At 53.8% G+C, this 24,160-nt stretch carries 25 protein-coding genes; 12 read left to right on the forward strand and 13 right to left on the reverse strand.

Annotated features, from left to right (window positions below; all coding sequences use genetic code 11):
• Positions 1-46 precede the first annotated feature (46 nt).
• The 5 genes from petA to Q8W22_RS13885 all read left to right on the forward strand — a co-directional run bounded on the left by petA (position 47) and on the right by Q8W22_RS13885 (position 3,767).
• On the forward strand, positions 47-643 hold the full coding sequence (gene petA, locus Q8W22_RS13865) for a ubiquinol-cytochrome c reductase iron-sulfur subunit (protein WP_303432714.1): 597 nt from the start codon (positions 47-49) through the stop codon (positions 641-643).
• Positions 643-1,869, forward strand: coding sequence for a cytochrome b N-terminal domain-containing protein (locus Q8W22_RS13870; protein WP_303432713.1), 1,227 nt, complete (start codon positions 643-645; stop codon positions 1,867-1,869). Before petA ends, Q8W22_RS13870 begins: the two co-directional genes overlap by 1 nt.
• Positions 1,869-2,627: a cytochrome c1 gene (locus tag Q8W22_RS13875; protein WP_303432712.1), complete on the forward strand. Its 759-nt coding sequence runs from the start codon at positions 1,869-1,871 to the stop codon at positions 2,625-2,627. The genes Q8W22_RS13870 and Q8W22_RS13875 overlap by 1 nt, the downstream gene beginning before the upstream one ends.
• A 91-nt stretch (positions 2,628-2,718) precedes the next feature.
• Positions 2,719-3,345, forward strand: a complete 627-nt coding sequence (gene sspA, locus Q8W22_RS13880) for a stringent starvation protein SspA (RefSeq protein ID WP_303432711.1) — start codon at positions 2,719-2,721, stop codon at positions 3,343-3,345.
• 8 nt (positions 3,346-3,353) lie between these two features.
• Entirely contained in the window at positions 3,354-3,767 is a 414-nt protein-coding gene (locus tag Q8W22_RS13885; protein ID WP_305452756.1) for a ClpXP protease specificity-enhancing factor, read from the forward strand.
• A 109-nt stretch (positions 3,768-3,876) separates the two neighbouring features.
• On the opposite strand, the gene map is transcribed toward Q8W22_RS13885, so the two are convergent.
• From map to gatC, 6 genes are all read right to left on the reverse strand, one after another.
• Positions 3,877-4,653: a type I methionyl aminopeptidase gene (gene map, locus Q8W22_RS13890; RefSeq protein WP_305452757.1), complete on the reverse strand. Its 777-nt coding sequence runs from the start codon at positions 4,651-4,653 to the stop codon at positions 3,877-3,879.
• Positions 4,654-4,661: 8 nt separating this feature from the next.
• Positions 4,662-4,904 (reverse strand): ParD-like family protein, encoded by a 243-nt coding sequence (locus Q8W22_RS13895; RefSeq protein WP_305452742.1) that lies wholly within the window; start codon positions 4,902-4,904, stop codon positions 4,662-4,664.
• Positions 4,905-4,974: 70 nt separating this feature from the next.
• Positions 4,975-5,340, reverse strand: a complete 366-nt coding sequence (locus Q8W22_RS16725) for a hypothetical protein (RefSeq protein ID WP_370694180.1) — start codon at positions 5,338-5,340, stop codon at positions 4,975-4,977.
• A 172-nt stretch (positions 5,341-5,512) separates the two neighbouring features.
• The gene (gene gatB, locus Q8W22_RS13905) at positions 5,513-6,988 is read right to left on the reverse strand and encodes an Asp-tRNA(Asn)/Glu-tRNA(Gln) amidotransferase subunit GatB (RefSeq protein ID WP_305452743.1); all 1,476 of its coding nucleotides are present in this window, start codon (positions 6,986-6,988) and stop codon (positions 5,513-5,515) included.
• A gap of 11 nt (positions 6,989-6,999) precedes the next feature.
• Positions 7,000-8,454 (reverse strand): Asp-tRNA(Asn)/Glu-tRNA(Gln) amidotransferase subunit GatA, encoded by a 1,455-nt coding sequence (gene gatA / locus Q8W22_RS13910; protein ID WP_305452744.1) that lies wholly within the window; start codon positions 8,452-8,454, stop codon positions 7,000-7,002.
• A gap of 108 nt (positions 8,455-8,562) precedes the next feature.
• A complete protein-coding gene (gene gatC, locus Q8W22_RS13915) occupies positions 8,563-8,850 on the reverse strand; it encodes an Asp-tRNA(Asn)/Glu-tRNA(Gln) amidotransferase subunit GatC (protein WP_303432706.1) in 288 nt (95 codons plus the stop codon).
• A gap of 127 nt (positions 8,851-8,977) precedes the next feature.
• Here gatC and Q8W22_RS13920 point away from each other — a divergent pair, with 127 nt between their 5' ends.
• From Q8W22_RS13920 to Q8W22_RS13950, 7 genes are all read left to right on the forward strand, one after another.
• Complete coding sequence (locus tag Q8W22_RS13920) at positions 8,978-10,015, forward strand: rod shape-determining protein (protein ID WP_303432705.1); 1,038 nt, start codon at positions 8,978-8,980, stop codon at positions 10,013-10,015.
• Between the two features lie 116 nt (positions 10,016-10,131).
• On the forward strand, positions 10,132-10,977 hold the full coding sequence (gene mreC, locus Q8W22_RS13925; protein ID WP_303432738.1) for a rod shape-determining protein MreC: 846 nt from the start codon (positions 10,132-10,134) through the stop codon (positions 10,975-10,977).
• Entirely contained in the window at positions 10,974-11,453 is a 480-nt protein-coding gene (gene mreD / locus Q8W22_RS13930; RefSeq protein WP_303432704.1) for a rod shape-determining protein MreD, read from the forward strand. The genes mreC and mreD overlap by 4 nt, the downstream gene beginning before the upstream one ends.
• The gene (locus tag Q8W22_RS13935) at positions 11,450-12,022 is read left to right on the forward strand and encodes a nucleoside triphosphate pyrophosphatase (protein WP_303432703.1); all 573 of its coding nucleotides are present in this window, start codon (positions 11,450-11,452) and stop codon (positions 12,020-12,022) included. The genes mreD and Q8W22_RS13935 overlap by 4 nt, the downstream gene beginning before the upstream one ends.
• 100 nt (positions 12,023-12,122) lie before the next feature.
• Positions 12,123-13,574, forward strand: a complete 1,452-nt coding sequence (gene rng, locus Q8W22_RS13940) for a ribonuclease G (RefSeq protein WP_303432702.1) — start codon at positions 12,123-12,125, stop codon at positions 13,572-13,574.
• A gap of 8 nt (positions 13,575-13,582) precedes the next feature.
• On the forward strand, positions 13,583-17,674 hold the full coding sequence (locus Q8W22_RS13945; protein WP_305452747.1) for a YhdP family protein: 4,092 nt from the start codon (positions 13,583-13,585) through the stop codon (positions 17,672-17,674).
• Positions 17,671-18,471 carry a carbon-nitrogen hydrolase family protein gene (locus Q8W22_RS13950; RefSeq protein ID WP_305452748.1) on the forward strand — a complete coding sequence of 267 codons (801 nt, stop codon included), beginning with the start codon at positions 17,671-17,673 and terminating at the stop codon, positions 18,469-18,471. Before Q8W22_RS13945 ends, Q8W22_RS13950 begins: the two co-directional genes overlap by 4 nt.
• A gap of 10 nt (positions 18,472-18,481) precedes the next feature.
• On the opposite strand, the gene yjgA is transcribed toward Q8W22_RS13950, so the two are convergent.
• The 7 genes from yjgA to Q8W22_RS13985 all read right to left on the reverse strand — a co-directional run bounded on the left by yjgA (position 18,482) and on the right by Q8W22_RS13985 (position 24,159).
• Complete coding sequence (gene yjgA / locus Q8W22_RS13955) at positions 18,482-18,994, reverse strand: ribosome biogenesis factor YjgA (protein ID WP_305452749.1); 513 nt, start codon at positions 18,992-18,994, stop codon at positions 18,482-18,484.
• Between the two features lie 79 nt (positions 18,995-19,073).
• The gene (gene mgtE / locus Q8W22_RS13960) at positions 19,074-20,432 is read right to left on the reverse strand and encodes a magnesium transporter (RefSeq protein WP_303432698.1); all 1,359 of its coding nucleotides are present in this window, start codon (positions 20,430-20,432) and stop codon (positions 19,074-19,076) included.
• Between the two features lie 216 nt (positions 20,433-20,648).
• The gene (locus tag Q8W22_RS13965) at positions 20,649-20,918 is read right to left on the reverse strand and encodes an HPr family phosphocarrier protein (RefSeq protein WP_303432697.1); all 270 of its coding nucleotides are present in this window, start codon (positions 20,916-20,918) and stop codon (positions 20,649-20,651) included.
• A 38-nt stretch (positions 20,919-20,956) separates the two neighbouring features.
• Positions 20,957-21,829 carry an RNase adapter RapZ gene (gene rapZ / locus Q8W22_RS13970; RefSeq protein WP_303432696.1) on the reverse strand — a complete coding sequence of 291 codons (873 nt, stop codon included), beginning with the start codon at positions 21,827-21,829 and terminating at the stop codon, positions 20,957-20,959.
• 24 nt (positions 21,830-21,853) lie between these two features.
• Positions 21,854-22,312 carry a PTS IIA-like nitrogen regulatory protein PtsN gene (ptsN, locus tag Q8W22_RS13975; RefSeq protein WP_303432695.1) on the reverse strand — a complete coding sequence of 153 codons (459 nt, stop codon included), beginning with the start codon at positions 22,310-22,312 and terminating at the stop codon, positions 21,854-21,856.
• A gap of 3 nt (positions 22,313-22,315) precedes the next feature.
• Positions 22,316-22,618, reverse strand: a complete 303-nt coding sequence (gene hpf, locus Q8W22_RS13980; RefSeq protein ID WP_303432694.1) for a ribosome hibernation-promoting factor, HPF/YfiA family — start codon at positions 22,616-22,618, stop codon at positions 22,316-22,318.
• Positions 22,619-22,668: 50 nt separating this feature from the next.
• Entirely contained in the window at positions 22,669-24,159 is a 1,491-nt protein-coding gene (locus Q8W22_RS13985) for an RNA polymerase factor sigma-54 (RefSeq protein ID WP_305452750.1), read from the reverse strand.
• Position 24,160: the final 1 nt, after the last annotated feature.

The raw sequence follows: 24,160 nt of genomic DNA on the forward strand, positions 1-24,160 counted from the left end.
ACGACCTCGCGGCAGAAAAGAATTTTAATGATGGGAGAAGATGGTAATGAGTCAAGACGGCGTTAATAAAGGTCGGCGCACCCTGCTGGTGGGCGTGACTTCTGCTGTCGGCGCGGTTGGTGCTGGCTTCGTCGCTGTACCCTTCGTCAAATCTTGGGTTCCAAGTGAAAAGGCGAAAGCGGCAGGCGCTCCGGCCAAGATCGATGTCAGCAAGATCGAACCAGGTTCGATGCTGACAGCCGAATGGCGTGGTAAGCCGGTATACGTTGTGCGTCGTACAGACGACATGCTGGAAAATCTTCCAGAGCACAATGACCGACTGAAAGATCCGGATAACAGCAACAAGGCTCAGCAACCAGCCTACGCTGATAACATCAATCGCTCACGCAAACCGGAAGTACTGGTTGTGCTGGGTGTTTGTACCCACTTGGGGTGTGCTCCCAAGTACTTTGGCGAAGTTCAACCCCAACAGTTTGATGCAAACTGGCCTGGCGGTTGGTTCTGCCCATGTCACGGTTCTCGTTTTGATCTGTCTGGTCGTGTTTTTCAGGGATCTCCGGCTGCGTCCAACCTGGAAATTCCACCGCACAGCTATGAAAGTGCCAATGTGGTTGTAGTCGGTGTGGATGAGGAGAACGCCTGATGAGTAACAAGCAAAACACCCTGATGGGTTGGGTTGATGACCGCTTGCCGGTTACCAGCACCTATGAAAAGCATATGTCGAAGTACTATGCTCCGAAGAACTTCAACTTCTGGTATTTCTTCGGCGTACTGTCGATGCTGATGCTGGTTAACCAGATTCTGACCGGTGTCTGGCTGACCATGAACTTCACCCCAAGTGCCGATGCCGCATTCGCCTCGGTTGAATACATCATGCGTGATGTCGAGTGGGGTTGGCTGATTCGTTATATGCATTCGACCGGTGCAACTTTCTTCTTTATCGCGGTGTATCTGCATATGATGCGGGCGATTCTGTATGGTTCCTACCAGAAACCACGTGAATTGATCTGGATCTTCGGTATGGCCATCTATCTGGCTCTGATGGCAGAAGCCTTTATGGGTTATGTACTGCCATGGGGACAAATGTCTTACTGGGGTGCTCAGGTCATTATCTCGCTTTTCTCTGTTCTGCCTTACGGTAACGAACTGACTGAATGGATTCGTGGTGACTTCCTGATCTCCGGTGCAACGCTGAACCGTTTCTTTGCCTTGCACGTAGTGGCTGTGCCACTGGTGATTGTTGGTCTGGTGGTGATGCACTTGCTGGCCCTGCACGAAGTGGGTTCCAACAACCCTGACGGCATCGATATCAAAAAACTGAAAGACGAAAACGGGGTTCCTCTGGATGGCGTGCCATTCCACCCTTATTACTCAGTACACGACCTGGTCGGTATTGTGGTCTTCCTGATGGTGTTCTGTACGGTCATGTTCTTCTTCCCGGAAGGCGGCGGTTTCATGTTGGAGTATGCCAACTTTGAACCGGCTAACGGTCTGAAAACACCGGAGCATATTGCCCCTGTCTGGTACTTTGGTGCCTTCTACGCGATTTTGCGTGCTGTACCCGACAAGCTGCTGGGTGTTGCCGCGATGGGTGCTGCCATTGCAGTACTGTTTGTACTGCCGTGGCTGGATCGCAGTCCTGTGCGCAGCTGGCGCTATAAAGGCTGGATGAGCAGAACCTTTATTCTGGTGTTTGCCGTCGCCTTTATTCTGTTGACCTGGCTGGGTACTCAACCAACCAATGAACTGAATACCTTCCTGGCTCGTGCTTCATCGTTTATCTACTTCGGTTTCTTCTTGTTGATGCCTTTCTATACTCGTATGGAAAAAACCAAACCAGTGCCAGAACGCGTAACAGGAGGCCACTAATGAAAACGTTATTTGCATTAATTGCTGCACTGCTTCCTGCAGTTGCAATGGCGTCCAGTGAAGGTGTGCATCTGGACAAGCACCTGACCGATCTGACGGACAAGGCATCACTTCAACGTGGTGCCCAGACCTTCATGAACTACTGCATGGGTTGTCACTCGATGGAACATGCCCGGTTTAACCGCATAGCCAGTGACCTGGATATTCCAGAAGAGCTGATGATGGAAAACCTGGTATTTGATACCGACAAGAAATTCGGTGCGCTGGCGACTATCGCCATGCGTACGGAAGATTCCAAAGTCTGGTTTGGTGCAGCGCCACCGGATCTGACTCTGGTCGCTCGGGTACGTCGTCCAGATTGGCTGTATACCTACTTACGCAGCTTTTATGTCGACCCAAGCCGTCCATGGGGTGTGAATAACACGGTCTTCAAAGATGTGGGTATGCCTCATGTGCTGGCTGATCTGCAAGGTCTCCAGCACAAAGGTACTGCTCCGGTTGCTGTGGGTTATGACACATTGACGGGTCAGGAAATCACCGAAGAGCACGAAGATGTGTTATATCTGGCAGAGCCAGGCACTCTGAGTGTTGCTGAGTATGATGATCTGATCTTTGATCTGGTGAACTTCATGACTTACTCCGCTGAGCCGATTGCGGTTGAGCGTGAAAGACTGGGTTGGTGGGTACTGTTGTTCCTGGCAATCTTCTTTGTACCTGTGTACATGTTGAACAAGGAATACTGGCGCGACGTGCATTAATCGCCCGGTATTTTGACGCTAGCCTGGCCGTTTATGCGGCCGGGCTATCTTTGTTTTTAGGTAATTGAATTTTTTAGCGAGTGAGGAAATTATGGGGGTTGTAGCGAAACGCTCTACCATGACGTTTTATTCCGATGCCAAGGATCATTTCAGCCATCGTGTACGTATCGTACTGGCTGAAAAAGGTGTCGCCGTCGAAATTATGGATGTGGACCCGGACAACCTGCCCGAAGATCTGACATCCCTGAATCCTTACAACACCCTGCCAACTCTGGTGGATCGGGAGCTGACTCTCTACGAAGACCCGAACATCATGATGGAATACCTCGACGAGCGTTTTCCTCATCCTCCACTGTTGCCTGTTTACCCCGTCGCACGTGCAGAAAGCCGGTTGTGGATCAAACGCATCGAGAAAGATTGGTGTGGCCTGGTCGGCACGATCCTGGCTGGAGGCGATGGCGTTGAAGAAGCGCGCAAGGCATTGACCGAAAGCCTGGTCAGCACGGCCCCCATTTTTGCCGAAATGTCATATTTCATGAGTGACGACTTCTCCATTGTGGATTGCTGCGTTGCCCCTATCCTGTGGCGTTTGCCGGTGTTGGGCATAGAACTGCCAGAGCGTCAGTGCAAGCCACTGCTGCAATACATGGAACGCCTGTTCGATCGTGAATCGTTCCAGGCCAGCCTGACCGAAGCCGAACGGGAAATGCACGAATAATGGAAACAATGACCCCAAGCCGACCTTACCTGGTACGCGCCCTGAACGAGTGGATCCTCGATAATCAGTGCACACCCTATGTATTGGTAGATGCCTCACTGGCTGGGGTTCAGGTGCCTCAGGATTATGTGAATAAAGGCCAAATCGTACTGAACATCAGTATGACGGCAGTTCAGAACCTGTTGATCGATGATCAGGGATTGTCCTTTAATGCCCGCTTTGGCGGTGTACCCATGTCGGTATACGTGCCCACCGTGGCCATTCTGGCGATATACGCCAAGGAAAACGGTCAAGGTATGGTATTTGGTTCAGAAGCGGGTGCTCCTGATCCAAATACCCCACCAGAGCCGCCCAAACCGAAGCAAGTCGAGCCAGAGAAAAAAGCCGGTGCTGGCCGTCCTTCGCTAAAAGTAGTGAAGTGATCTGACGCGTGTTCGAGATGTTTGAAGTGAAACATCGGATGCATAAAAAAACCGCCTTCGGGCGGTTTTTTTATAGGTGGCTGATGATAGGGCCAGCAGGGTATTCCAGCTATTCTGTGGTATGAAGTGTTTTTTCTTCTTCCCTCAGCGTCAGTACTTCGTAACCATTGGCAGTCACGGCAATGGTATGCTCCCACTGGGCCGACAGCTTCTTGTCGCGGGTAATTACCGTCCAGCCGTCTTTCATATGCTTCAGTTTATGACTACCCTGATTGATCATCGGCTCAATGGTGAAGGTCATCCCGGCGGCCAGCGCCATCCCTATGCCGGGCTTGCCATAATGTGTGACCTGAGGCTCTTCGTGCATCTCGCGGCCAATGCCGTGACCACAATATTCCCGCACCACACTGTAACCGGCTTTTTCAGCCACTTGCTGAACCGCATGGCCAATATCGCCTAGCGTCACTCCGGGTTTTACGGTCCGGATACCGGCCCACATCGCTTCGTAAGTTGTCTCAACCAGACGACGCGCCATTGGCGTAATCTTGCCAATGCAATACATCTTGCTGGAGTCAGCGATAAAGCCATTTTTCTCCAGTGTAATATCGCAGTTGATGATATCGCCGTTACGTAAAATCTGGCTGGCCTTCGGTACCCCGTGGCACACCACATGATTGATCGACGTATTCAGGCAGTAGGGGAAATCATATTGCCCCCGGCTGGCTGGACGAGCGTTCAACTCGTTCTCAATAAAGGATTCGACCTTCAGGTTGATATCCATGGTGCTGATGCCAGCCACCACAAAGGTATCCAGCATCGCAAACACCTGTGCCAGCAAGTGGCCGGATTCACGCATCAGCCCGATTTCTGCCGGGGTTTTTACCATGGCGTTCATTAGCAGGCCTCTTGCTGACGCTGGATGTCGGCCTTGCATTCAGATTTCAGAGTCGCCAGCGGCAACTCATTTGTGGTCAATAACTTGCGGGTTAACTGGGCGTAAGTGAGATCGGGGTAAAATTCCGCCAGCATCCCTATCTTGATCCAGTACTCCGCCTGCGAATTGATCGACCGCGCCATCACAGCACTGGTCTCACGGACTTCCTCGTGCAGTTCTTCCGATATTTTAACGATACCCATAACGTTGACATCCTCCTGGCCGAAAATTGAGATCAGCCTCTGACACTACAAAACATATACGAATTGTATATCAATTGGATGGTCTGGATTGTTCGGATTTGAAAGACAGTGTGTTGTGGGTGAAGCCGAAACCGGGACCATGTAACGTGAAATACTCTGGTGGCTGCGATGGTTTGAAGGTTGAGGCCGTGTAGTGGCCAACTGATTCCGGACACGGTTTTAAGTTTTTCTTCTGCTGCGAGAGGGCTGATACCATCATTCGTCCAGACCCGTCGGTAGCCCTTCCAGTGCCGTAATCCCGGGATACGTCCATGGTTGTTTGGTAAGCTTCGGTGACGTTGCCGAGTTCTGTGGCCAGGGTAAGCAAGCCGACTTTGTGTCGAATGATTCGTTCGTTACGATGGATCATGCGAGTTACCTTGTTGGTGTCGATCAAAGGTTTGGTCGCCTTTAATCTCAACCGGCAACTCGCTCCTTTTTAATGAGCACTGCCAGATGGGGTCTGAATTGATTCACTTAATTTGTTGATATTCTTTCTGATATCTAAGGTTGCTCTGTTATTCAAACAGCCCAGACGTCCGTATCCGAACGTCTGGTGCACCAAAACGTTACCCCAACTCTTCCAGCTTTTTCTTCAGTACTTCCATCACCACTTGCGGGTTGACCCCCTTGGCAGCTTTACGGGTCAGGCCAATAAAGGGTCCCATGGCCTTGCCACGTTTTTCCACCGGGGTATTGAGGTAGCCTTCCACCAGTTTCGGGTTGTTGGCCAGTACATCGGCAACGATGGCTTCAATGGCACCGGTATCGGACACCTGTTTCAGGCCCATGGAGTCAACCAGCGCGTCGACTTTTTCCACTGTGCTGTCGGCTTTGCCTGCTTCTCCGAGTGCCACCAGTGCGTTGAATACTTCCTTGGCGCCGCCGTTGTTGAGGGTGTTGTCCTTGATCAGTTGCAGGATACGGCCCAGTTGCTCGGCGTTGACAGGCAGTTCGCTGATGTCTATTTCCAGCCGGTTGAGGGTGGCGGAGACATCACCTTGCACCCAGTTGGCGGCGAGTTGGTAGTCGTTGGCTGCTTGTGCTGCGATTTCAAAATAATCGGCCAGTGTACGACTGGAAGCCAGAACCGCTGCGTCGTTGGCTGACAGCTGGTGGCTTTCGATAAAACGCTTGCGCTTGGCGTCGGGCAGTTCGGGCAGAGTGCTGCGTACGGCTTCGATGTAGTTATCATCAATAATGATGGGTAACAGATCGGGGCAAGGGAAGTAGCGGTAGTCATTTTCCACTTCCTTGGAGCGCATGGAGCGGGTTTCGTTTTTGTCGGCGTCGTAGAGGCGGGTTTCCTGAGTGATGGTACCGCCGTCTTCCAATACGTCCATCTGACGTTCGATTTCGACATCGATCGCCCGTTCGACGTTACGGAAGGAGTTGACGTTTTTGATTTCGGTACGGGTGCCAAATTCCTGTTGGCCCTTGGGGCGCAAGGAAACGTTACAGTCGCAGCGCATGGAGCCCTGGGACAAATCGCCATCGCAAATGCCCAGATATGTGACGATGCTGTGCATTTTGCGGAAGTAGGCCGATGCTTCTTTGGCGCTGCGTAATTCCGGTTCGGAGACGATTTCGACCAGTGGTGTTCCGGCCCGGTTGAGGTCGATGCCGGACATGCCGCCAAAACCTTCGTGCACGGATTTACCGGCGTCTTCTTCGAGATGGGCGCGGGTGACGTTAATGCGTTTGCTGCTGCCGTTGTCGAGTTCGATATCAATATGACCCATGCCGACGATGGGGTGGTGCAGCTGGGTAGTCTGATACCCCTTGGGTGAATCCGGGTAAAAGTAGTTCTTGCGGTCGAAGACCGAGCGTTTGCCAATTTCGGCGTCGATGGCAAGGCCAAACTTCACCGCCATGCGCAGGGCTTCTTCGTTGAATACGGGCAAAACACCGGGTAATCCGAGGTCAACTGCGCAAGCCTGGGTATTGGCGTCGGCACCGTAAGCGGTGGAGGCACCGGAGAAAATCTTTGATTTGGTGGCCAGCTGAGCGTGAATCTCAAGGCCGATAACAACTTCCCATTCCATAATCAGGCTCCTTATACCAGATCCGCTGGCGTTTGCTGATGCCAGTCGGTGACTTGTTGGAATTGATGGCCAAGGTTGAGCAGGCGGCTTTCATCAAAGTAGTTGCCAATCAGCTGCAGGCCGACGGGCAGGTTGTCGACCTGGCCACAAGGAATCGACATGGCTGGCAAACCGGCCAGGTTGATGGCAATGGTGAAAATATCTTCCAGGTACATGGCCACCGGGTCGCTGGTTTTTTCACCGGCCTTGAACGCCGGGCTGGGGGTGGTCGGGCTCATGATGACATCGACCTGTTTGAAGGCTTCGACAAAGTCATTTTTGATCAGGCGGCGTACCTGCTGGGCTTTTTTGTAATAAGCATCGTAGAAACCGGCCGACAGTGCGTAGGTACCCACCATGATGCGGCGTTTGACTTCTTCACCAAAGCCTTCGCCCCGAGACCGCTTGAACAGATCATTGACGTCCTGTGGGTCATCACAGCGATGGCCAAAGCGTACACCGTCCATGCGAGACAGGTTGGCGGAGCACTCAGAGGGTGCAATCACGTAGTACACCGGAATCGCCAAATGTGTGTTGGGGAGGCTGATTTCTTTGACCGTAGCACCCAGTTTTTCGTATTCGGCAATGGCGTTACGGACTTGCTGTTGCATGTTGCTGCTGAGGTCATCGCGGAAATATTCTTTGGGTAAACCAATGGTCAGACCGGCAATGCTGTCGTTCAGGTTGGCGGTGTAGTCCGGTACATCCTGCTGCATCGAGGTGGAATCTTTGGGGTCGAATCCGGCCATTACGTTGAGCATCATGGCGGAATCTTCTGCGGTGCGGGTAATGGTGCCGCCCTGGTCGAGGCTGGAGGCAAAGGCAATCATGCCCCAGCGGGAAACCCGGCCATAGGTTGGCTTGATCCCGGTGACGCCACAAAACGCAGCAGGTTGGCGAATCGAACCGCCGGTATCGGTGGCCGTGGCACCGGGCACCAGACGCGCCGCAACCGCGGCTGCAGAACCACCGGAAGAACCACCGGGAACGTGATCCAGCTGCCAGGGGTTGTGCACTGCGCCGTAGAAGGAGCTTTCGTTGGATGACCCCATGGCAAACTCATCCATATTGAGTTTGCCCAGGCTGACGGCACCGGCGTTGTTGAAGTTGGCGACCACGGTGGCATCGTAAGGAGCGACAAAGTTGCTGAGCATTCTGGAGCCGCAGCTGGTCAGTACGCCGTTGGTACAAAAAATATCCTTGTGGGCCATGGGAACGCCTGTCCAGGGGGTAGCGTTGCCCGCTGCCCGCATGGCATCGGCGGCGGCGGCCTGTGCCAGTGCTTGTTCGGCCGTCACGGTAATAAAGCTGTTGTAGTTATGATCCAGTTGTTGGATGCGATCCAGGTACGACTGGGTCACTTCAACGCTGGAATATTCGCCCGCGGCCAGGTCGCGGGCTATCTGGGCGATGGTTTTGTTGTGCATGGGGTCTCTGTCCTGTGAAGCTGATCCCGAATTCGGAAGGTGCCTGAAATAATCCGGCAAGCTGAAACGGCCGGACGGGATGATCTGCTGTGTTTATGCGACCACGGTTTATTCTACGACGCGAGGGACGAGGTAGTGTCCGCGTTCCGTTGCCGGAGCAATTTGCTGGAAGTGCTCCCGCTGGTTGCTTTCGGTGACCTGATCAGCACGTAAACGCTGCACGGCATCGAGAGGGTGAGCCATGGGCGCAACATCGCTGGTGTCGACCGCGGATAGCTGATCCACCAGCTCCAGTATGTTGCTGAGGTTGTTCTGGTATGCGGCAATTTGGGCGTCATCGATTTGCAGACGGCACAATTCGGCAATATTGCGCACCTGATCTTGTTCCAGAGCCATACAGCTTCTCCAGTATCTCTGTCTGTGAAAGCGCTCGAGACTAGCACAAATGCGCCTTGCTCTAAATCCCTGCCATTGCTAGAGTTAGCGCACTTTTTTATGCCAGATGCAAACAGGAAACGGCGGGATGTTCAAAGCTCTTAGAGGCATGTTCTCCAGCGATCTGTCGATCGACCTGGGAACCGCAAATACCCTAATTTACATGCGCGACAAGGGTATTGTTCTTAACGAACCATCAGTCGTTGCCATTCGTCTTCAGGGACACCAGAAAAGTGTCGCTGCGGTTGGGATGGAAGCCAAGCAAATGCTTGGGCGTACTCCGGCCAATATTCAGGCCATTCGGCCGATGAAGGACGGTGTGATTGCCGACTTCGAAGTTACTGAAAAAATGCTGCAGTATTTTATCAAACGGGTGCATGAGTCCAGTTTTATGCCGCCCAGCCCACGGGTTGTGGTGTGTGTGCCGTATCAGGCCACCAAGGTTGAACGTCGGGCGATTCGCGAATCGGTACTGAATGCCGGTGCCAGCAAGGCTTATCTGATACATGAGCCGATGGCCGCTGCGATCGGTGCCGGTTTGCCCGTCGATGAGGCTCGTGGTTCGATGGTGGTTGATGTCGGTGGTGGTACAACTGAAATTGCTATTATTTCACTGAGTGGCGTGGTCTACGCTGAATCCGTGAAAATAGGCGGCGACCGCTTTGATGAATCGATCGTGGCTTACGTGCGTCGTCACTATGGCAGCCTGATCGGTGAAGCAACCGCCGAACGAATCAAGGAAGAAATCGGCACGGCTTACCCCGGCGCTGAAATTCGCGAAATTGATGTGCGGGGCCGAAACCTGGCCGAAGGGATTCCACGCAGCTTTACGCTGAATTCCAACGAGATTCTGGAAGCCCTGCAAGAATCACTGGCCGCGATTGTCCAGGCGGTCAAAAGTGCATTGGAACAGGCTCCTCCTGAGCTGGCTTCTGACGTGGCCGAACGCGGCATGGTGCTGACCGGTGGTGGTGCCCTGTTGCGCGATCTGGATAAACTGCTGAGCGAAGAAACCGGCCTGCCGGTGCTGGTTGCCGATGATCCGCTGACCTGTGTGGCGCGAGGGGGCGGTCGTTTCCTTGAAACCGCATCGGAACAAGCGCTGGATATACTGTCTCAGGAATAATTCAGGTTAATGGATGACATTGCCGCCTGTTTGGGCGGCGGTGTCGTTTGTCCTTTTTATTACTTTGGCAGCTTGCCTAGTCGTTCGGGAGTCGGGTTATCAGACTGCAATTTCAGATCCCCCCGTATCAGGGCCAGCGTACTCTGCTGGTCTGCCTGATAGCGCTTGCGCTGATGTGGGCGGATCAACGCTACCCGGCGTTTCAGTCGTTGCGCAATATTGCCGGATACGTTTTGTATCCGGCACAGCAACTGGCTGTCTTGCCTTCTTCTTTAGCTAACTGGATGGATGAATCCACTACCTCTCGGCGGGATCTGCTTGATCAGAACAAGCAGTTGTCGGCCCGTAATCTGGTCCTGGAGTTAAAAGCCCAGCGGCTGGCTTCACTGGAAGCGGAAAATATTGAGCTGCGTGAGCTGCTCAGTGCTTCTGAGCAGGTCGACGACAAGGTGCTGGTAACGACGGTGATTGCGGTTGATCCCGATCCTTATACCAAGCAGATCCTTATCAACAAAGGCGGCGATGACGGTGTGTTTGTCGGTCAGCCAGTGCTGGATGCCCATGGTTTGCTGGGCCAGGTGGTGGATGTTTTGCCGCATATTTCCCATGTCATGATGATTGCTGATTCCAATCATGCCATTCCGGTACAGATCAATCGTAACGGTGTCCGGGCGATTGCCACCGGCACCGGGGCGCTGGATCGGCTGGAGCTGATTTATGTGCCGAACACGGCAGATATTCAGGAGGGCGACTTGCTGGTCAGCTCCGGGCTTGGGGGCCGTTATCCCCGTGGTTATCCCGTGGCGACGGTCGAAAAGGTTGAACATCAGGCCGGTGAATTGTTTGCCAGTGTGACGGCGCGCCCCAGTGCCCTGATGGACCGCAGTCGGTTATTGCTGCTGGTATTCAGCCAGGGGGCCGGCAAAGTACCATCGGATGAACTGTGGAGGAAAAATCGATGACCTCTGTACAGTCGTTTGTTATCGGTATGCTGTCGCTGTTTGTTGGGTTTGTCTTTGAACACTTGCCGCTGCCAGAGTTATTGATCTGGTTCCAGCCGTTATGGATTTTGGTGGTGATTACCTTGTTGGTATTCCAGTCGCCACAAACGTTCGGGTTGTGGCTGGCGATTCCTGCCGGTTTGATGATGGATGCGGAACAAGGGACATTGTTGGGAACCCATGTTTTCACGCTGTCGGTGCATATCTTTCTGGTGCAGTATTTTTTCCGGCGTATTGAAGTCTTTAACCTGTTCCAGCAAATGGCGCTGGTGCTGGTGCTGGCCTTGCTGCATCAGTTGCTGAGTTTCTGGCTGGCGCAAGTAATGCTGGACCTTCCGCATCCGGTTGAAATGTGGGGGCCGGCGTTCAGCTCGATGTTTGTCTGGCCGTGGGTGTTTGCCCTGACGCGTCTGACCCTGCGGCGGATGTCGGTATGATTATTCTGGCTTCGGCGTCACCACGTCGCCGCGAATTGTTAAGCCAGATCGGGGTGACGCATACCGTTCAGCCGGCTGATATTGATGAAACCCCCGCTGCGAATGAACATCCTGAGGATTATGTCGTCAGAATGGCACGGAGCAAGGGGCTGGTGGTGGCGTCATCACTGACGATACCGGCCACGGTGCTGGCCGCAGATACCAGTGTGATTCTGAACGGGCAGATTCTGGGCAAACCAGAGTCGCCTGAGCACCACCGAGCAATGCTGGAACAACTGTCGGGCAATACCCAGCAAGTGCTGTCGGCCATCGCTGTTGTGACCGGGGATCGCTGTGATACCCGGCTGGTGACCACCCATGTGACCTTTCGCCAGCTGGATGAGGTACTGATCAAGCGCTATCTTGAATGTGGTGAAGGGAAAGACAAGGCGGGCGGCTACGGTATTCAGGGGAAAGGGGCTGTCTTGGTTGCAGATATTCATGGCAGCTACAGTAATGTGGTTGGCTTGCCGCTGGCAGAAACAGCCGTCTTGCTCGAACAACATGGCATTTCATATTGGCAGACATGATGGGGGCGTCCTGTCCCCTGGAGTGACTGTCCTGCATCCAGATAGTTTCTGGTTTTGCTGCGCCATTATTGACCCGTCAAAACAATAAAAGGATCTGGTAATGAACGCAGAAATCTTGATGAATATTACACCAACCGAGACGCGGGTTGCCGTGGTAGAAAACGGTGTATTGCAAGAAATAGTCATTGAGCGCACCAATCATCGTGGCCTGGTTGGCAATATATATAAAGGCAAGGTGGTGCGGGTATTACCCGGCATGCAGGCCGCTTTTGTGAATATCGGCCTGGAACGAGCGGCTTTTATTCATGCCGCTGAATTGGGCCACCCTGATAGCCAGACGCCGATTAACCAGCTGTTGCATGAAGGCCAGTCGCTGGTGGTGCAAGTGACCAAGGATCCGATCGGTACCAAGGGTGCACGATTGACGACCCAGTTGACGATTCCTTCCCGCTATCTGGTGTATATGCCGGGTGCAGATCACGTGGGGGTTTCCCAGCGTATTGATGACGGAGGTGAGCGTGACCGTCTCAAGCATATGGTGCAGGACTGCATGGACGCCGAAGGCCTCACCGGAGAAGCCGGATTTATTCTACGCACGGCGGCAGAAGGCGTCGGAGAAGAAGAAATCCTCGCCGATACCCGTTATTTGCGACGTTTGTGGCGCAAGCTGGAAGAGCGGATCAATGAATTCTCATCCCCTGCGGTGGTATATGATGAGCTGCCCCTGTATTTACGTACCCTGCGGGATTACGCCCGCCCGGAAGTCGACAAGATTCTGGTGGACTCCCGTGAGACTTTTGAAAAAATCCTGCAATTCTCCCAGCAGTACGTTCCAGAAATAGAAGACCACCTGAATTATTACCATGGCCCGCGGCCGGTGTTTGAGCTGTATAGCGTGGAAGACGAGATCCAGCGAGCGCTGGAACGTAAAGTACCACTGAAAAGTGGCGGTTATCTGGTCATTGACCAGACCGAAGCCATGACCACTATTGATGTTAATACCGGTGGTTTTGTTGGTCGCCGCAATCTTGAAGAAACCATCTACAAAACCAATCTGGAAGCCGCCAATGCAATCGGCCGCCAGCTGCGGCTGCGTAATCTCGGCGGTATTATCATCCTCGACTTTATCGATATGACCGAACCGGAGCATCAGCGTCAGGTGTTACGGATGCTGGAAAAAGTGCTGGAAAAAGACCACGCCAAAACCAAAATCAGTGGTGTCTCAGAGCTGGGGCTGGTGGAAATGACTCGCAAGCGTACCCGGGAAAGTCTCGAACAGATGCTGATGGAGCCGTGCAAGGCCTGTGATGGCCGGGGTTCTGTGAAAACCCCCGAGACCGTCTGCTACGAAATTTTCCGGGAAATCCTGCGCGAAGATCGCGCCTATGGCGCTGATACCTATCTGGTGCTGGCCAGCCAACCGGTGTTGGACCGTTTGCAAGACGAAGATAGTGACGGCCTGGCAGATTTGGAAGCATTTATTGGCAAAACCATTAAACTGCAAGTTGAATCCCTGTACGCACAGGATTATTACGACATCATCTTGCAATAGGAATCGGCATGAGGTTTCTCGGTGCCTGCTGGACGCAACTATGGATAACACTGGTGGTTGGACTGGTGATGACGGCACTGTATACCAGTGCCGGGCGTCAGTTGATCCCGCTGGTAGAAAGCTGGCATCCGGATATCGAGCAGCAACTGACGCAGCAACTGGGGCAGCCGGTTGTGATAGGCAAGGTAGAAGGTGACTGGCGTTATTTGTCACCGATTGTCCGGCTGCGTGACATTGTTGTCGGCGTCGCACCGGATCAGGTTTCACTGCGGCGCGTGGAGCTGGAACTGGACGTCAGTGCCAGCGCATTTTACCAGCTGCCGGTGTTCAAGAGGATCGAAGTCGAAGGGCTGGAGCTGCCGCTGCGACGCGCTCCGCAACAATGGTTTATTGGTCAGAACTGGGCGTTGTCGTGGCAGCAGCCCAGTAACACCGGCACCGACTCTACGGCAGCTTCTCCAGCCGCTTCCGGAACTTCCCAATCGCTTGGTCCTCGCCAGTCAGAACAGCGTCCTTTGTGGGCGCGGTTGCTGGAATTACAGCAGCGGATGGAAATTACTGACTCCCATATCCAGCTCCAGAATGCCAATGGCAAAGTCGATCAGCTACAGATCGAACAGCTGTTGTGGCGTCACCAGGGCGGCAGCCAGTCGATACTGGGCAAGTTGTCCTGGGGACGAGAGCAGCTGGCTGATATTACCCTGAATGCGGTGCTGGATGGCCAGGTCTGGCCTTGGCGTGAACAGAACGGCGAAGTGTTCGCCTATGTTGAACCCCAAAGCTGGACGCGCTGGATTCCGAATGACCTGCCGATGGAGCTGGTGTTCAACCAGCTGGACGCCGGAGCGGATGTCTGGTTAAAAATCCATAATGGCGAATTGTCCCAGGTCTATGCTGATCTCAATATTGAGCAACTGGAGCTGACCACCCGTGAACAGCCACTGAGCCTGAGTGAAGGCCGGATTCAGCTGGGTGGGGAGCATCATGGCGATGACTGGCATATGCGCATCATGCCCGACCTGGGCGATGCCGTGCCGGTGCATGATTTCACCATCAGTGCGATCAGCTTGCCGGAACAGTCGCGGGGCTGGCAGCTGGGGCTGGCGCAGCTGGAAATCAGTCAGGCGATAGGCTATTTGCTGGAGCATGGTCTGCTGCCAGATCCTTTCGATCGTTATCTGGGTAATATCCAGCCTGGTGGCCAGGCGCAGGATGTGCGGATTTCCTTTTTGCCGGAGGCCGAGACCAATGACGCTATCGATGTCCGGGCGCAGTTGCAGAATATCCACGGCAGCGCCTATCAGGGTATTCCAGGCATGAAAGGGCTGAACGGCCATGTGCATTTACAGCCCACGGTTGGCCGTATCGACTTCAAGGACCAGACCGCCACGATTGATTTGCAAGGCGTATACGATGAACCATGGTCTCTGAGTGGACTTTCCGGTGCGTTTCACTGGCGTATCCAGCCAGAGGAGTCCCGTATCTGGCTGACAGGGTTACAGGCTCGCTGGCAACATTTGCAACTCCGCAGTGAGTTGTCGATGACCCTGCCATCCCGTGCTTCCGGGCGCGACAGTCGTTTCAGTCTGCTGTTGGGAATGCCCCGAGCCACCATGACAGACCGCAGCCGCCTGTTACCCGACTTGCTTGACCCTGAAGTGCGACACTGGCTGGATACCGCGCTCCTGAGTGGCAAGCTTTCCAACGGGGCTTTTTTGCTGGATGGCGTACTGGACGAAGAGCGTCCGGATAACAGCCTGACAACCCAGCTCTATATGGACGTCCAGCGCGGCGAGCTGAAATATCTCGAAGGCTGGCCGGTGGTTGGTAACGTGACCGGGCGGGTCTTGCTGGATACACCGTCAGTGGATGCCTGGGTTGATGGTGCCGATACGCTGGGAGGGCATATCGAGAAAGGTGCGCATATCCGTTTGCGCAGTGGTGCCGATCATTCAACCCGGCTGTTGCTCAATGGTCGCCTGAACGGGGATAGCGGTGCCGCACTGCGCTATTTTACCGACACACCACTACAAGAGGTGGTGGGACACGCCTTTGATCACTGGCAAGGACAAGGGAGCCTGCAGGCGGTCATGGCGATGGATATGGCTCTGGGGGACGATAGCGGCGATCCGGAAATGCGTATCGAGGCTCAACTCGACGATAACCAACTGCGTCTGGATGATCTGAATCTGGAGATTACCGGCCTGACCGGTGCGCTGGTTTATGATTCGATTGCCGGCCTGTCTTCGCCTCGTATGGAAGGGCATGTAATGGGGGGAGATATGGTGGCGAAAATGACCTCCAAACCGCTGCCCAATGGATTTTCCACCCAGCTTCGCGCCGATGGTCGAGCGACCATGGCGGCCTTTAAGCAGTGGCTGCCAATGTTTTTACTGGACCCGGTAACGGGGGATCTGGGCTATCAGGCCACGCTGGATCTGAATACCACTTCTGGTGATGTACGTTTTGCCCTGGATACCAATCTGGATGGCACTCTCATCGACTATCCGGCGCCACTGGGCAAAGCGGCTGCCGATGCCTCGCATCCCTTGCATGTTACCGTTCGACCCGGTCGCGAAACCCGTATCAGTATGAATTACGATGATCGTATCCGGGGGGTGTTTGCACTCGACGATCAGGGGCTTAATCGGGGGCAGGTGTATCTGGGCAAGAGCGAACCGTTTTTGCCCAGTGATAGCGGGGTTGAAATTCGTGGACAGCTGGATACGCCGGTCAATGCCGAAGAGTGGTGGGATATGTGGCTGCGGCTGGAGCCATTGGCACTGGCCGAAGAGGCAGCAAGCAGTACAGCGGCCGCGGGTTCTGGCCCGGCAGCAGAGCAACCAGACAGTGATACCAACGCCGGTACACGCAGCAGCACCTCGGAGAATCCGTTACGGCTGGTGGATTTGATCTTTACCCGGTTGGATGTCTGGGATATGGCACCCGGCCCAACTCATGTTATTGCCCAGCAGAACTGGGGGGAATGGCAAACCCGTATCGATAGTGAACTGATGGCCGGTGATGTGGTGCTGAGTGCCGGGAGTGATCCTGTGCAGATGACACTGGAATATCTGCATATGCCACAAACGGATGACGTGGTGAAAGAGCCTGGCCAGCGGGGTTCACTGCTGGGTGAAGTACCGCTTGATCAGCAGCTGACAGCGGTATTGGCCGACGATACCTTGCTGGATATGGTACCGGCAGACTTGTTACCAATGGATATCCAGATTGCCGAGATGATTATCGGGAGCCGTAATTTGGGCCGCTGGTCTCTGAGCAGTCGTCCCATTGAAAAAGGGCTGGCATTGACGATCAATGATAGCGATATGAAAGGTCTGAAATTCAATGGAGATATTCGTTGGCTGCAGGAAAAGGATGGCCACCGTACTTATGTCGATATGCTTAAAGTGCGCGGCAAGGATATTGGCAAGGTGCAGCAAGCCTTCCGGCAAGAGCCCATCATTGATGGCAAGGAGTTGACGGCCTCAGCCAGCCTGGAATGGCGAGGATCGCCACTGGCGTTTAACCCGGTGAGTCTGCAGGGGTTGGTGAGCTTGCGTATTAATGATGGCGTCTGGAAAACCGAAGGAACCGGCGCATTAAAAGCATTTGGTATTCTGAACTTCAATTCCATTTCCCGCCGCTTGCAACTGGATTTTTCCGATTTGTATCAGTCCGGTATGGCGTTTGATGTGATGAAAGCCAAGGCTGATATCGTGGATGGCACCTTGACCTTCTCTGAGCCATTGGTGGTGGATGGCCCTGGAGCCAAATTTCTTGTATCGGGCAATACCAATCTGGTGACAGAGACTCTGGATATGAAATTGGCCGTCACCTTCCCGGTGACCGGCTCCTTGCCGCTGGTGGCGGTGTTGGCTGGGTTTGCGCCTCAAATTGCCGGAGCGATTTATGTCACGGAAAAACTGATTGGTGACGAATTGGAAAAATTCACCAGTGCCAGCTACGACATTACCGGGCGCTGGAGCACCCCGAAAATGAAAATCCGTCAGGCCTTTGACAATGATGTGGACGGCAAAAAAAGTCGCAGTTTCAAACAGCGTTTCCTGAGTATTTTTGGACTGGAGGAATCCCGATGACGAAAGTGGCAGCAATCCAGATGAACAGTCTGGCAGCACCAGAAGATAATTTTCAACAAGCCGTGACTCTGTTGAGGCAAGCCAAAGAAGAAGGAGCAGTGCTGGCATTACTGCCAGAAATGTTTCTCAGTATGGACGGTAAATGTTATCAGGATCTGGCCCGGGAGCTGAGCTGGGTGGATCGGCTGGGTGACGTGGCGCGTGATCTAGGGCTGTGGCTGGTGGCTGGTGCCATCCCGCAACCGGCACCTGATCCTGCGGAGCCTCGGCTCCGCTCTGCCTGTCTGGTATTTGACGATCAGGGAGAGCTGGTCGCTCGTTACGACAAAGTACATTTGTTTGATGTGGCGGTGGGTGACTCTCAGGGCCAGTATCGAGAATCTGAACGCTTTTGCCCCGGCGACGCGGTGGTGGTGGTGGATACACCAGCAGGCCGTTTGGGGCTGAGTATCTGCTATGACCTGCGGTTTGCCGAGTTATACCGGCTGTTACGGGAACAAGGGGCAGAGTTGCTGGCAGTACCAGCAGCCTTTACATGGAAAACCGGAGCGGCTCATTGGGATGTCTTGCTACGCGCTCGTGCTATTGAGCAGCAATGTTATCTGATTGCCGCCAATCAGTGTGGCTGGCACGATCGCAAGCGCCAGACCTGGGGGCACAGTCAGATTGTTGATCCGTGGGGTACGCCGTTAGCGGTGCTTGAGGAAGAGCCGGGCGTTGTCTGTCAGACGATTGATCTGGAGGAATTGCGGCGCTTGCGTCAGAACATGCCAGTGGCAGAGCACCGGCGGTTCTGATCAGAGAGGGCTATTCCGTTTCGGTTTTGATAAATTGGAACAGGCTTTTATAGGCCTTGCCGGGCTGGGCATTGTCTCCAGCCATCTCCTTTTGGGCATTACGCACCAGGTTACGCAGTTGCTGGCGATCAATCTGCGGGTACTGATCGATAAAGTCATTCAGGCCGCTGTTGTCTTGCAGTAGCCGGGTACGCCACATTTCATACTGGCGCTGGCGTCGGCCGTAGGCATCGCTGGATGGGTCCATCAGGTCGATTTTTTCCTGGATGCCGACGATGTCTTCATCTCGCATCACGCGGCCGATGTACTGCAAGTGACGGCGTTTGGCACCATGTTGTTTGATGCGGCGGCTTTCTTCCAGAGCGGCATGCAGCACATCACTGATGGGCATATCGTTCCATAGTGATGGGTTCAGTTCGGTCAGTCGTTCTCCGAGTGCTTGCCAGCGCTCGGCTTCCCGTTTCATTTCAGATTTGCTGACCAGCTCGTATTCTTCATCTGGCTGGGAGTCAAAGTCGCTCATACAAGGTTGCTCATTATGGTTCCGACCGTAGTCGCTAAAATGGTGTGCAAGGGATGATCCATAAGGATACCCGGCACATCTAGATATAAATCAGGGTAGCCAGTCCGAGGAATGACATAAAGCCAACCACATCGGTGACCGTCGTCAGGATAACACCACCGGCCAAGGCGGGATCAATACCACGGGCCTTGAGAATTTGCGGCAATGCGGCACCCACCACAGCAGCAGCCATCAGATTGATAATAATCGCGGCGGACATGATCAGTGACAGCTTGATGTCGTTGAACCATACCCAGGCCATAATCGCAATAATGATGGCCCACAACCCGCCGTTGAGGGCTGCGACCAATAATTCACGATGAAAAAGCCAGCGGAAGTTGGCACCACTGAGATGCCCGAGTGCCTGGCCGCGAATCACCAGTGTCAGTACCTGGCTGCCGGCAATACCGCCCATGCTGGCGACAATCGGCATCAGTACCGCCAAAGCAACAACGGCTTCAATGGCTTTGTCAAACAGACCGATAACCGCAGAAGCAATAAAGGCGGTAATCAGATTGATGCCCAGCCAGACCGCGCGCCGGCGGGCGGTTTTGAGCACCGGGGCGAAGGTGTCTTCATCATCGTCGAGACCGGCCATGCTCATTAATGAGTGGTCGGCGGTTTCCCGGATCACATCCACCACGTCATCAATGGTGATACGGCCAAGCAGCATGCCATTGGCATCCACCACCGGGGCCGATACCAGATCATGGCGTTCAAAGAGCTTGGCGACTTCCGTTTCATGCTGGGTTGCCTGGATCACCATGATCCTGCCGGTAGACATTACTTCGCGCACGGTTTGTTGGGGGTCACTCACCAACAGTTTGCGGATAGGCAAGGCACCGATAAATTCGTTTTGCCGGTTCACCACCAGAAGGTTGTCGGTCATGTCTGGCAGCGACTGGTGACGACGCAGATAGCGCAGCACAACATCCAGAGTAATATCCGGACGAATCGTGATGGTGTCGGTGTTCATCAGACCACCGGCGCTGTCTTCCGGGTAGCCCAGAATGGCTTCAACCCGGGCGCGATCCTGGTGGTCCATCGAGCTCAGAATTTCCTGGGTCACTTGCTCAGGAAGTTGCTGGAGCATATCGGCGATGTCATCGGAATCGAGGTCAGCGGTGGCATCGACCACCTGCTCTGCGCTCATGTCGCTGAGGAACTGACTCTGGATATCGATCGACAGGTATTGCAGTACCTCACCTTCGATGCCTTTGTCGACCAGCTCCCAGATGACTTTCCGGGCTTTGGGCGGGGAGGATTCGATCAGGTGGGCGACATCAACAGGGGCCAGGCCGGAGTTGATGATCCGGCGTACGCGTGCCATGGCACCGGACTCGAGCGCTTCGTTCAGGCTGTTGAGTTTGGATCTGGCCTTTTCGCTGAGTTCTGCCATGGAAGCCCCGGTACGGAGTGAATGACTGATTCTAGCCTGAATCACCGAGTGTGGCTATCCGGGGAATACTGAAACTACTCGCATTGATATCGCTAGTGATTTGATTTTATAGGAAACTTTGATTGTTGGAGGAAGTGTTCTGGGAAATATGGCGGTCGTTGACCGCCGTTGTTGGAGACAAGAACAGGTCAGCTATCGAACGGCTGTCAGGTGTTTTTATTCACCCTCATCAAAGCGACGATTGATCAGGTCGCAGAGTGCGTCCAGTGCTGCCTGGGCATCCTGGCCCTCTGCTTCGATATAAAGATCGGTACCCTTGCTGGCGGCGAGCATCATCACGGCCATGATACTTTTGGCATCGACCATGCGGTTTGGATAACCCACCTTGATGGTTGCGCCGTAGCTGGCCGCGGTTGATACCAGTTTGGCGGCTGCCCGTGCGTGTAAACCCAGCTTGTTGATGATGGTGATTTGCGTGTTAACCATCCAGGCTCCCGAAACGATTGGATTGTGGGTAATAAGCATCAGTGGCTGTGATGGGCAGCAGACCTGAGCTCGCGGTGACGTACCTGTACATTGCCAAATTCTTGTTTGAAGGCTGCAGTCAGGCGTTCTGATAAATACACTGAGCGATGTTGACCGCCAGTGCAGCCAATGGCAATGGTCAGGTAGCTGCGGTTATTTTCGGCAAAACGGGGTAACCAGCGCAACAGGTAAGTACGGATGTCATCAAACAGTTCGGTGACTTCCGGCTGGCTGGATAAAAAATCGATAATCGCCTGATCCTGTCCGGTCAGAGGACGTAATTCATGTTGCCAGTAGGGGTTGGGCAGGTTGCGGACATCAAATACAAAATCGGCATCCAGAGGAATCCCCTGCTTGAAGCCAAAGGACTGGAACAGAATGGCCATATCCGGGGTGACTTTCTCGGCTACTCGCATTTTGATCAGGCTGCGCAGCTCATGGACTGACATGCGGGTGGTATCCAGCGTCAAGTCAGCCAGGTTGGCAACAGGTTCGAGCAATTCGGTTTCGCGCTCGATGGCTTCTGCCAATGAGATATTGTCATTGGTGAGGGGGTGTTTGCGACGGGTGGAGCTGAAGCGTTGTAGCAGGACTTCTTCGGTGGCATCCAGAAATACAATATCGACCTGGCGATACTGTCCGGGTAAGCAGGTCAGTACCTGGGTCAGCTGTTCCATGGCGTCGGGCAAATTACGCACATCGACACTGACCGCGACATTGGCGCGTTTTTCGGCGCTGTAGGGTAAATCCGCCAGTGCGGGCAACAGATCAACCGGCAGGTTGTCGATGCAATAAAAACCGAGATCTTCGAGCACGGCCAAAGCGCTGGACTTGCCTGAGCCAGAGCGGCCACTGATCACAACCAGGCGCATGATGCGGTCTCCGTATTGGTCTGGTTAGTGGTTGGCCAACGCTCGTTGGTACAGTTCCTGATCGCTGCTGGCACTACGCAATTGCTGACGGTAATCATTCTGACTGAAATTTTGCGCCAGTGTGGCGAGAATTTGCAGATGATCGTCCGTTGCTTCTTCAGGGACTAATAAAGCAAATACGAGGTCAACCGGTTGATGGTCAATGGCATCAAAATCGATGGCCTCTTGCAAGTGAAGTAACACGCCGACGGCTTGTTCGCATTGCCGTAAACGACAATGGGGGATTGCGATGCCTTCACCAATGCCAGTACTACCCAGACGTTCACGTCCAAGCAGGCGTTCAAACACTTCGTCCGAACTGCTGCCGTCAACTTTTTCGGCAATCAGTCCGGCAAGAAACTCCAGCAATTTTTTTTTGCTGGTAATGGCGACGTCGGTACGGGTGCATTCTGGCAGTAGAATATCGGCAATCGCAATGCTCATAGGTCAACCTTGCCCGTGCTGTCGGGCAATCAGTTTTTCTTTGTGTTTCAGGAGTTGACGGTCCAGTTTGTCGGCCAGCAGATCAATGGCGGCATACATATCGTCGTGAGTTGAGGTGGCGTGAAAGTCAGCACCACTGGCATGCAGGGTGGCTTCTGCCTGTTGTCGGCCTTTTTCCAGGGTCAGTGTGATCTGGCCAGAAGTAATCGGGTCGACATGACGCTCAAGACGAACCAGTTTTTCCTTGACGTATGCTTCCATGGCTTCGGTCACTTCAACATGGTGTCCACTGATATTGATGCTCATAAACGGCTCCTTATCGCTCGCTTGTATCGAACAGAGATCGACGCTATCGGTCAGATCAATTGTTTCCGCTCATTGGAAGGCGGAATCATCATGGCTTCACGGTATTTGGCCACCGTGCGGCGTGCAACCTGAATGCCCTTGTCGCCCAGCACAATGGCAATTTTGTTATCACTCAGGGGTTTACGCGGATTTTCTTCGCTGATCAGTTTTTTGATCATGGCGCGAATGGCGGTGGATGAACATTCGCCACCGGCGTCAGTACTGACGTGGCTGGAGAAGAAATACTTCAGCTCGAAAATACCACGAGGTGTGTGCATGAATTTTTGCGTAGTGACCCGTGAAATGGTTGATTCATGCATACCAACGGCATCGGCAATATCATGCAATACCAGAGGTTTCATGGCTTCTTCGCCCTGTTCAAAGAAGTCGATTTGGTACTCGACAATTTTGGTGGCGACTTTCAGCAGGGTTTCGTTGCGGCTTTGCAGGCTTTTGATAAACCAGCGCGCTTCTTGCAAATGGTCTTTGAGGAAGGCGTTGTCGGCACTGCTGTCGGAACGTCGCACCAGTGAGGCGTAGTCGGAGTTGACACGCAGCTTGGGGGCGATATCCGGGTTAAGCTCAACACGCCATTCATCACGGATATTACGAACAATCACGTCCGGTACCACGTATTCCGACTGCTCGGAGCTGATATCAGCGCCCGGCTTGGGGTTGAGTTCTTTAACCAGACGCAGGACGGCTTTGAGGTCTTCTTCCTTGAGCCGGGTTTTGCGCATCAGGGTGGGGTAATCTTTACTGCCCAGCAGGGCGATGTAGTCGCCGATCACCAATTTGGCTTCTGCCAGCCAGGGTGTTTCGGCAGGTAGCTGGTTGAGCTGAAGAATCAGGCATTCACGCAGGTCGCGGGCAAAAACACCGGCGGGGTCAAACTGTTGCAAGCGTTTGAGGACGGCCTGGATTTCATCTTCTTCAATACCCAGTTCCGGGTCAATTGAACCGAGTATGTCGTCGATGGTGGTGTGCAGATAGCCATCGTCATCAACCCCGTCGATCAGCATGGTGGCGATCTCGCGATCGGTGTCACTCATGGGAGTCAGGTTCAGCTGCCATTCAAGATGATCTTGCAGGTCGTCTGTGGTGGCATGACGGGAGTCATAATCAAAGTCGTCATCGCCAATCGGGCCAGAGCCTGAGGAAACCCCGGCCGTGGTCTGGAACGTATCATCCCAGTTGCTATCGACCGGCAGATCATCTGGCATCTTATCATCAGACCATTGCTCACCCAGTTCCTGGGTGTCGGCATCGGTCGTGGCCGCTGTTGCGGTGACTTCCCTTTCCTGATCTGCATTGGTTTGCTGTGCATCCGGAAAGTCGTCGTGCTCGGACTCTTCGAATTCCAGCATGGGGTTGGAGTCCAGGGCTTCCTGGATTTCCTGTTGCAGATCGAGGGTAGACAATTGCAGCAGTCGAATTGCCTGTTGCAGCTGAGGGGTCATGGTCAGCTGCTGACCCATTTTTAACTGAAGCGATGCTTTCATA

Source organism: Oceanobacter sp. 1_MG-2023, assembly GCF_030689025.1.
Lineage (GTDB): Bacteria > Pseudomonadota > Gammaproteobacteria > Pseudomonadales > Oceanobacteraceae > Oceanobacter.

Excerpts from the sequence above, each read along its gene's own strand:
- Q8W22_RS13950 (WP_305452748.1), top strand. The coding sequence starts at position 17,671 with ATGACGAAAGTGGCAGCAATCCAGATGAACAGTCTGGCAGCACCAGAA.
- petA (WP_303432714.1), top strand. The coding sequence starts at position 47 with ATGAGTCAAGACGGCGTTAATAAAGGTCGGCGCACCCTGCTGGTGGGC.
- Q8W22_RS13870 (WP_303432713.1), top strand. The coding sequence starts at position 643 with ATGAGTAACAAGCAAAACACCCTGATGGGTTGGGTTGATGACCGCTTG.
- rng (WP_303432702.1), top strand. The coding sequence starts at position 12,123 with ATGAACGCAGAAATCTTGATGAATATTACACCAACCGAGACGCGGGTT.
- Q8W22_RS13875 (WP_303432712.1), top strand. The coding sequence starts at position 1,869 with ATGAAAACGTTATTTGCATTAATTGCTGCACTGCTTCCTGCAGTTGCA.
- Q8W22_RS13885 (WP_305452756.1), top strand. The coding sequence starts at position 3,354 with ATGACCCCAAGCCGACCTTACCTGGTACGCGCCCTGAACGAGTGGATC.
- sspA (WP_303432711.1), top strand. The coding sequence starts at position 2,719 with ATGGGGGTTGTAGCGAAACGCTCTACCATGACGTTTTATTCCGATGCC.
- gatC (WP_303432706.1), bottom strand. The coding sequence starts at position 8,850 with ATGGCTCTGGAACAAGATCAGGTGCGCAATATTGCCGAATTGTGCCGT.
- yjgA (WP_305452749.1), bottom strand. The coding sequence starts at position 18,994 with ATGAGCGACTTTGACTCCCAGCCAGATGAAGAATACGAGCTGGTCAGC.
- rapZ (WP_303432696.1), bottom strand. The coding sequence starts at position 21,829 with ATGCGCCTGGTTGTGATCAGTGGCCGCTCTGGCTCAGGCAAGTCCAGC.
- Q8W22_RS13945 (WP_305452747.1), top strand. The coding sequence starts at position 13,583 with ATGAGGTTTCTCGGTGCCTGCTGGACGCAACTATGGATAACACTGGTG.
- mgtE (WP_303432698.1), bottom strand. The coding sequence starts at position 20,432 with ATGGCAGAACTCAGCGAAAAGGCCAGATCCAAACTCAACAGCCTGAAC.
- hpf (WP_303432694.1), bottom strand. The coding sequence starts at position 22,618 with ATGAGCATCAATATCAGTGGACACCATGTTGAAGTGACCGAAGCCATG.
- Q8W22_RS13920 (WP_303432705.1), top strand. The coding sequence starts at position 8,978 with ATGTTCAAAGCTCTTAGAGGCATGTTCTCCAGCGATCTGTCGATCGAC.
- Q8W22_RS13985 (WP_305452750.1), bottom strand. The coding sequence starts at position 24,159 with ATGAAAGCATCGCTTCAGTTAAAAATGGGTCAGCAGCTGACCATGACC.
- mreD (WP_303432704.1), top strand. The coding sequence starts at position 10,974 with ATGACCTCTGTACAGTCGTTTGTTATCGGTATGCTGTCGCTGTTTGTT.
- Q8W22_RS13895 (WP_305452742.1), bottom strand. The coding sequence starts at position 4,904 with ATGGGTATCGTTAAAATATCGGAAGAACTGCACGAGGAAGTCCGTGAG.
- map (WP_305452757.1), bottom strand. The coding sequence starts at position 4,653 with ATGGTAAAAACCCCGGCAGAAATCGGGCTGATGCGTGAATCCGGCCAC.
- Q8W22_RS13935 (WP_303432703.1), top strand. The coding sequence starts at position 11,450 with ATGATTATTCTGGCTTCGGCGTCACCACGTCGCCGCGAATTGTTAAGC.
- ptsN (WP_303432695.1), bottom strand. The coding sequence starts at position 22,312 with ATGAGCATTGCGATTGCCGATATTCTACTGCCAGAATGCACCCGTACC.
- Q8W22_RS13965 (WP_303432697.1), bottom strand. The coding sequence starts at position 20,918 with ATGGTTAACACGCAAATCACCATCATCAACAAGCTGGGTTTACACGCA.
- gatB (WP_305452743.1), bottom strand. The coding sequence starts at position 6,988 with ATGGAATGGGAAGTTGTTATCGGCCTTGAGATTCACGCTCAGCTGGCC.
- gatA (WP_305452744.1), bottom strand. The coding sequence starts at position 8,454 with ATGCACAACAAAACCATCGCCCAGATAGCCCGCGACCTGGCCGCGGGC.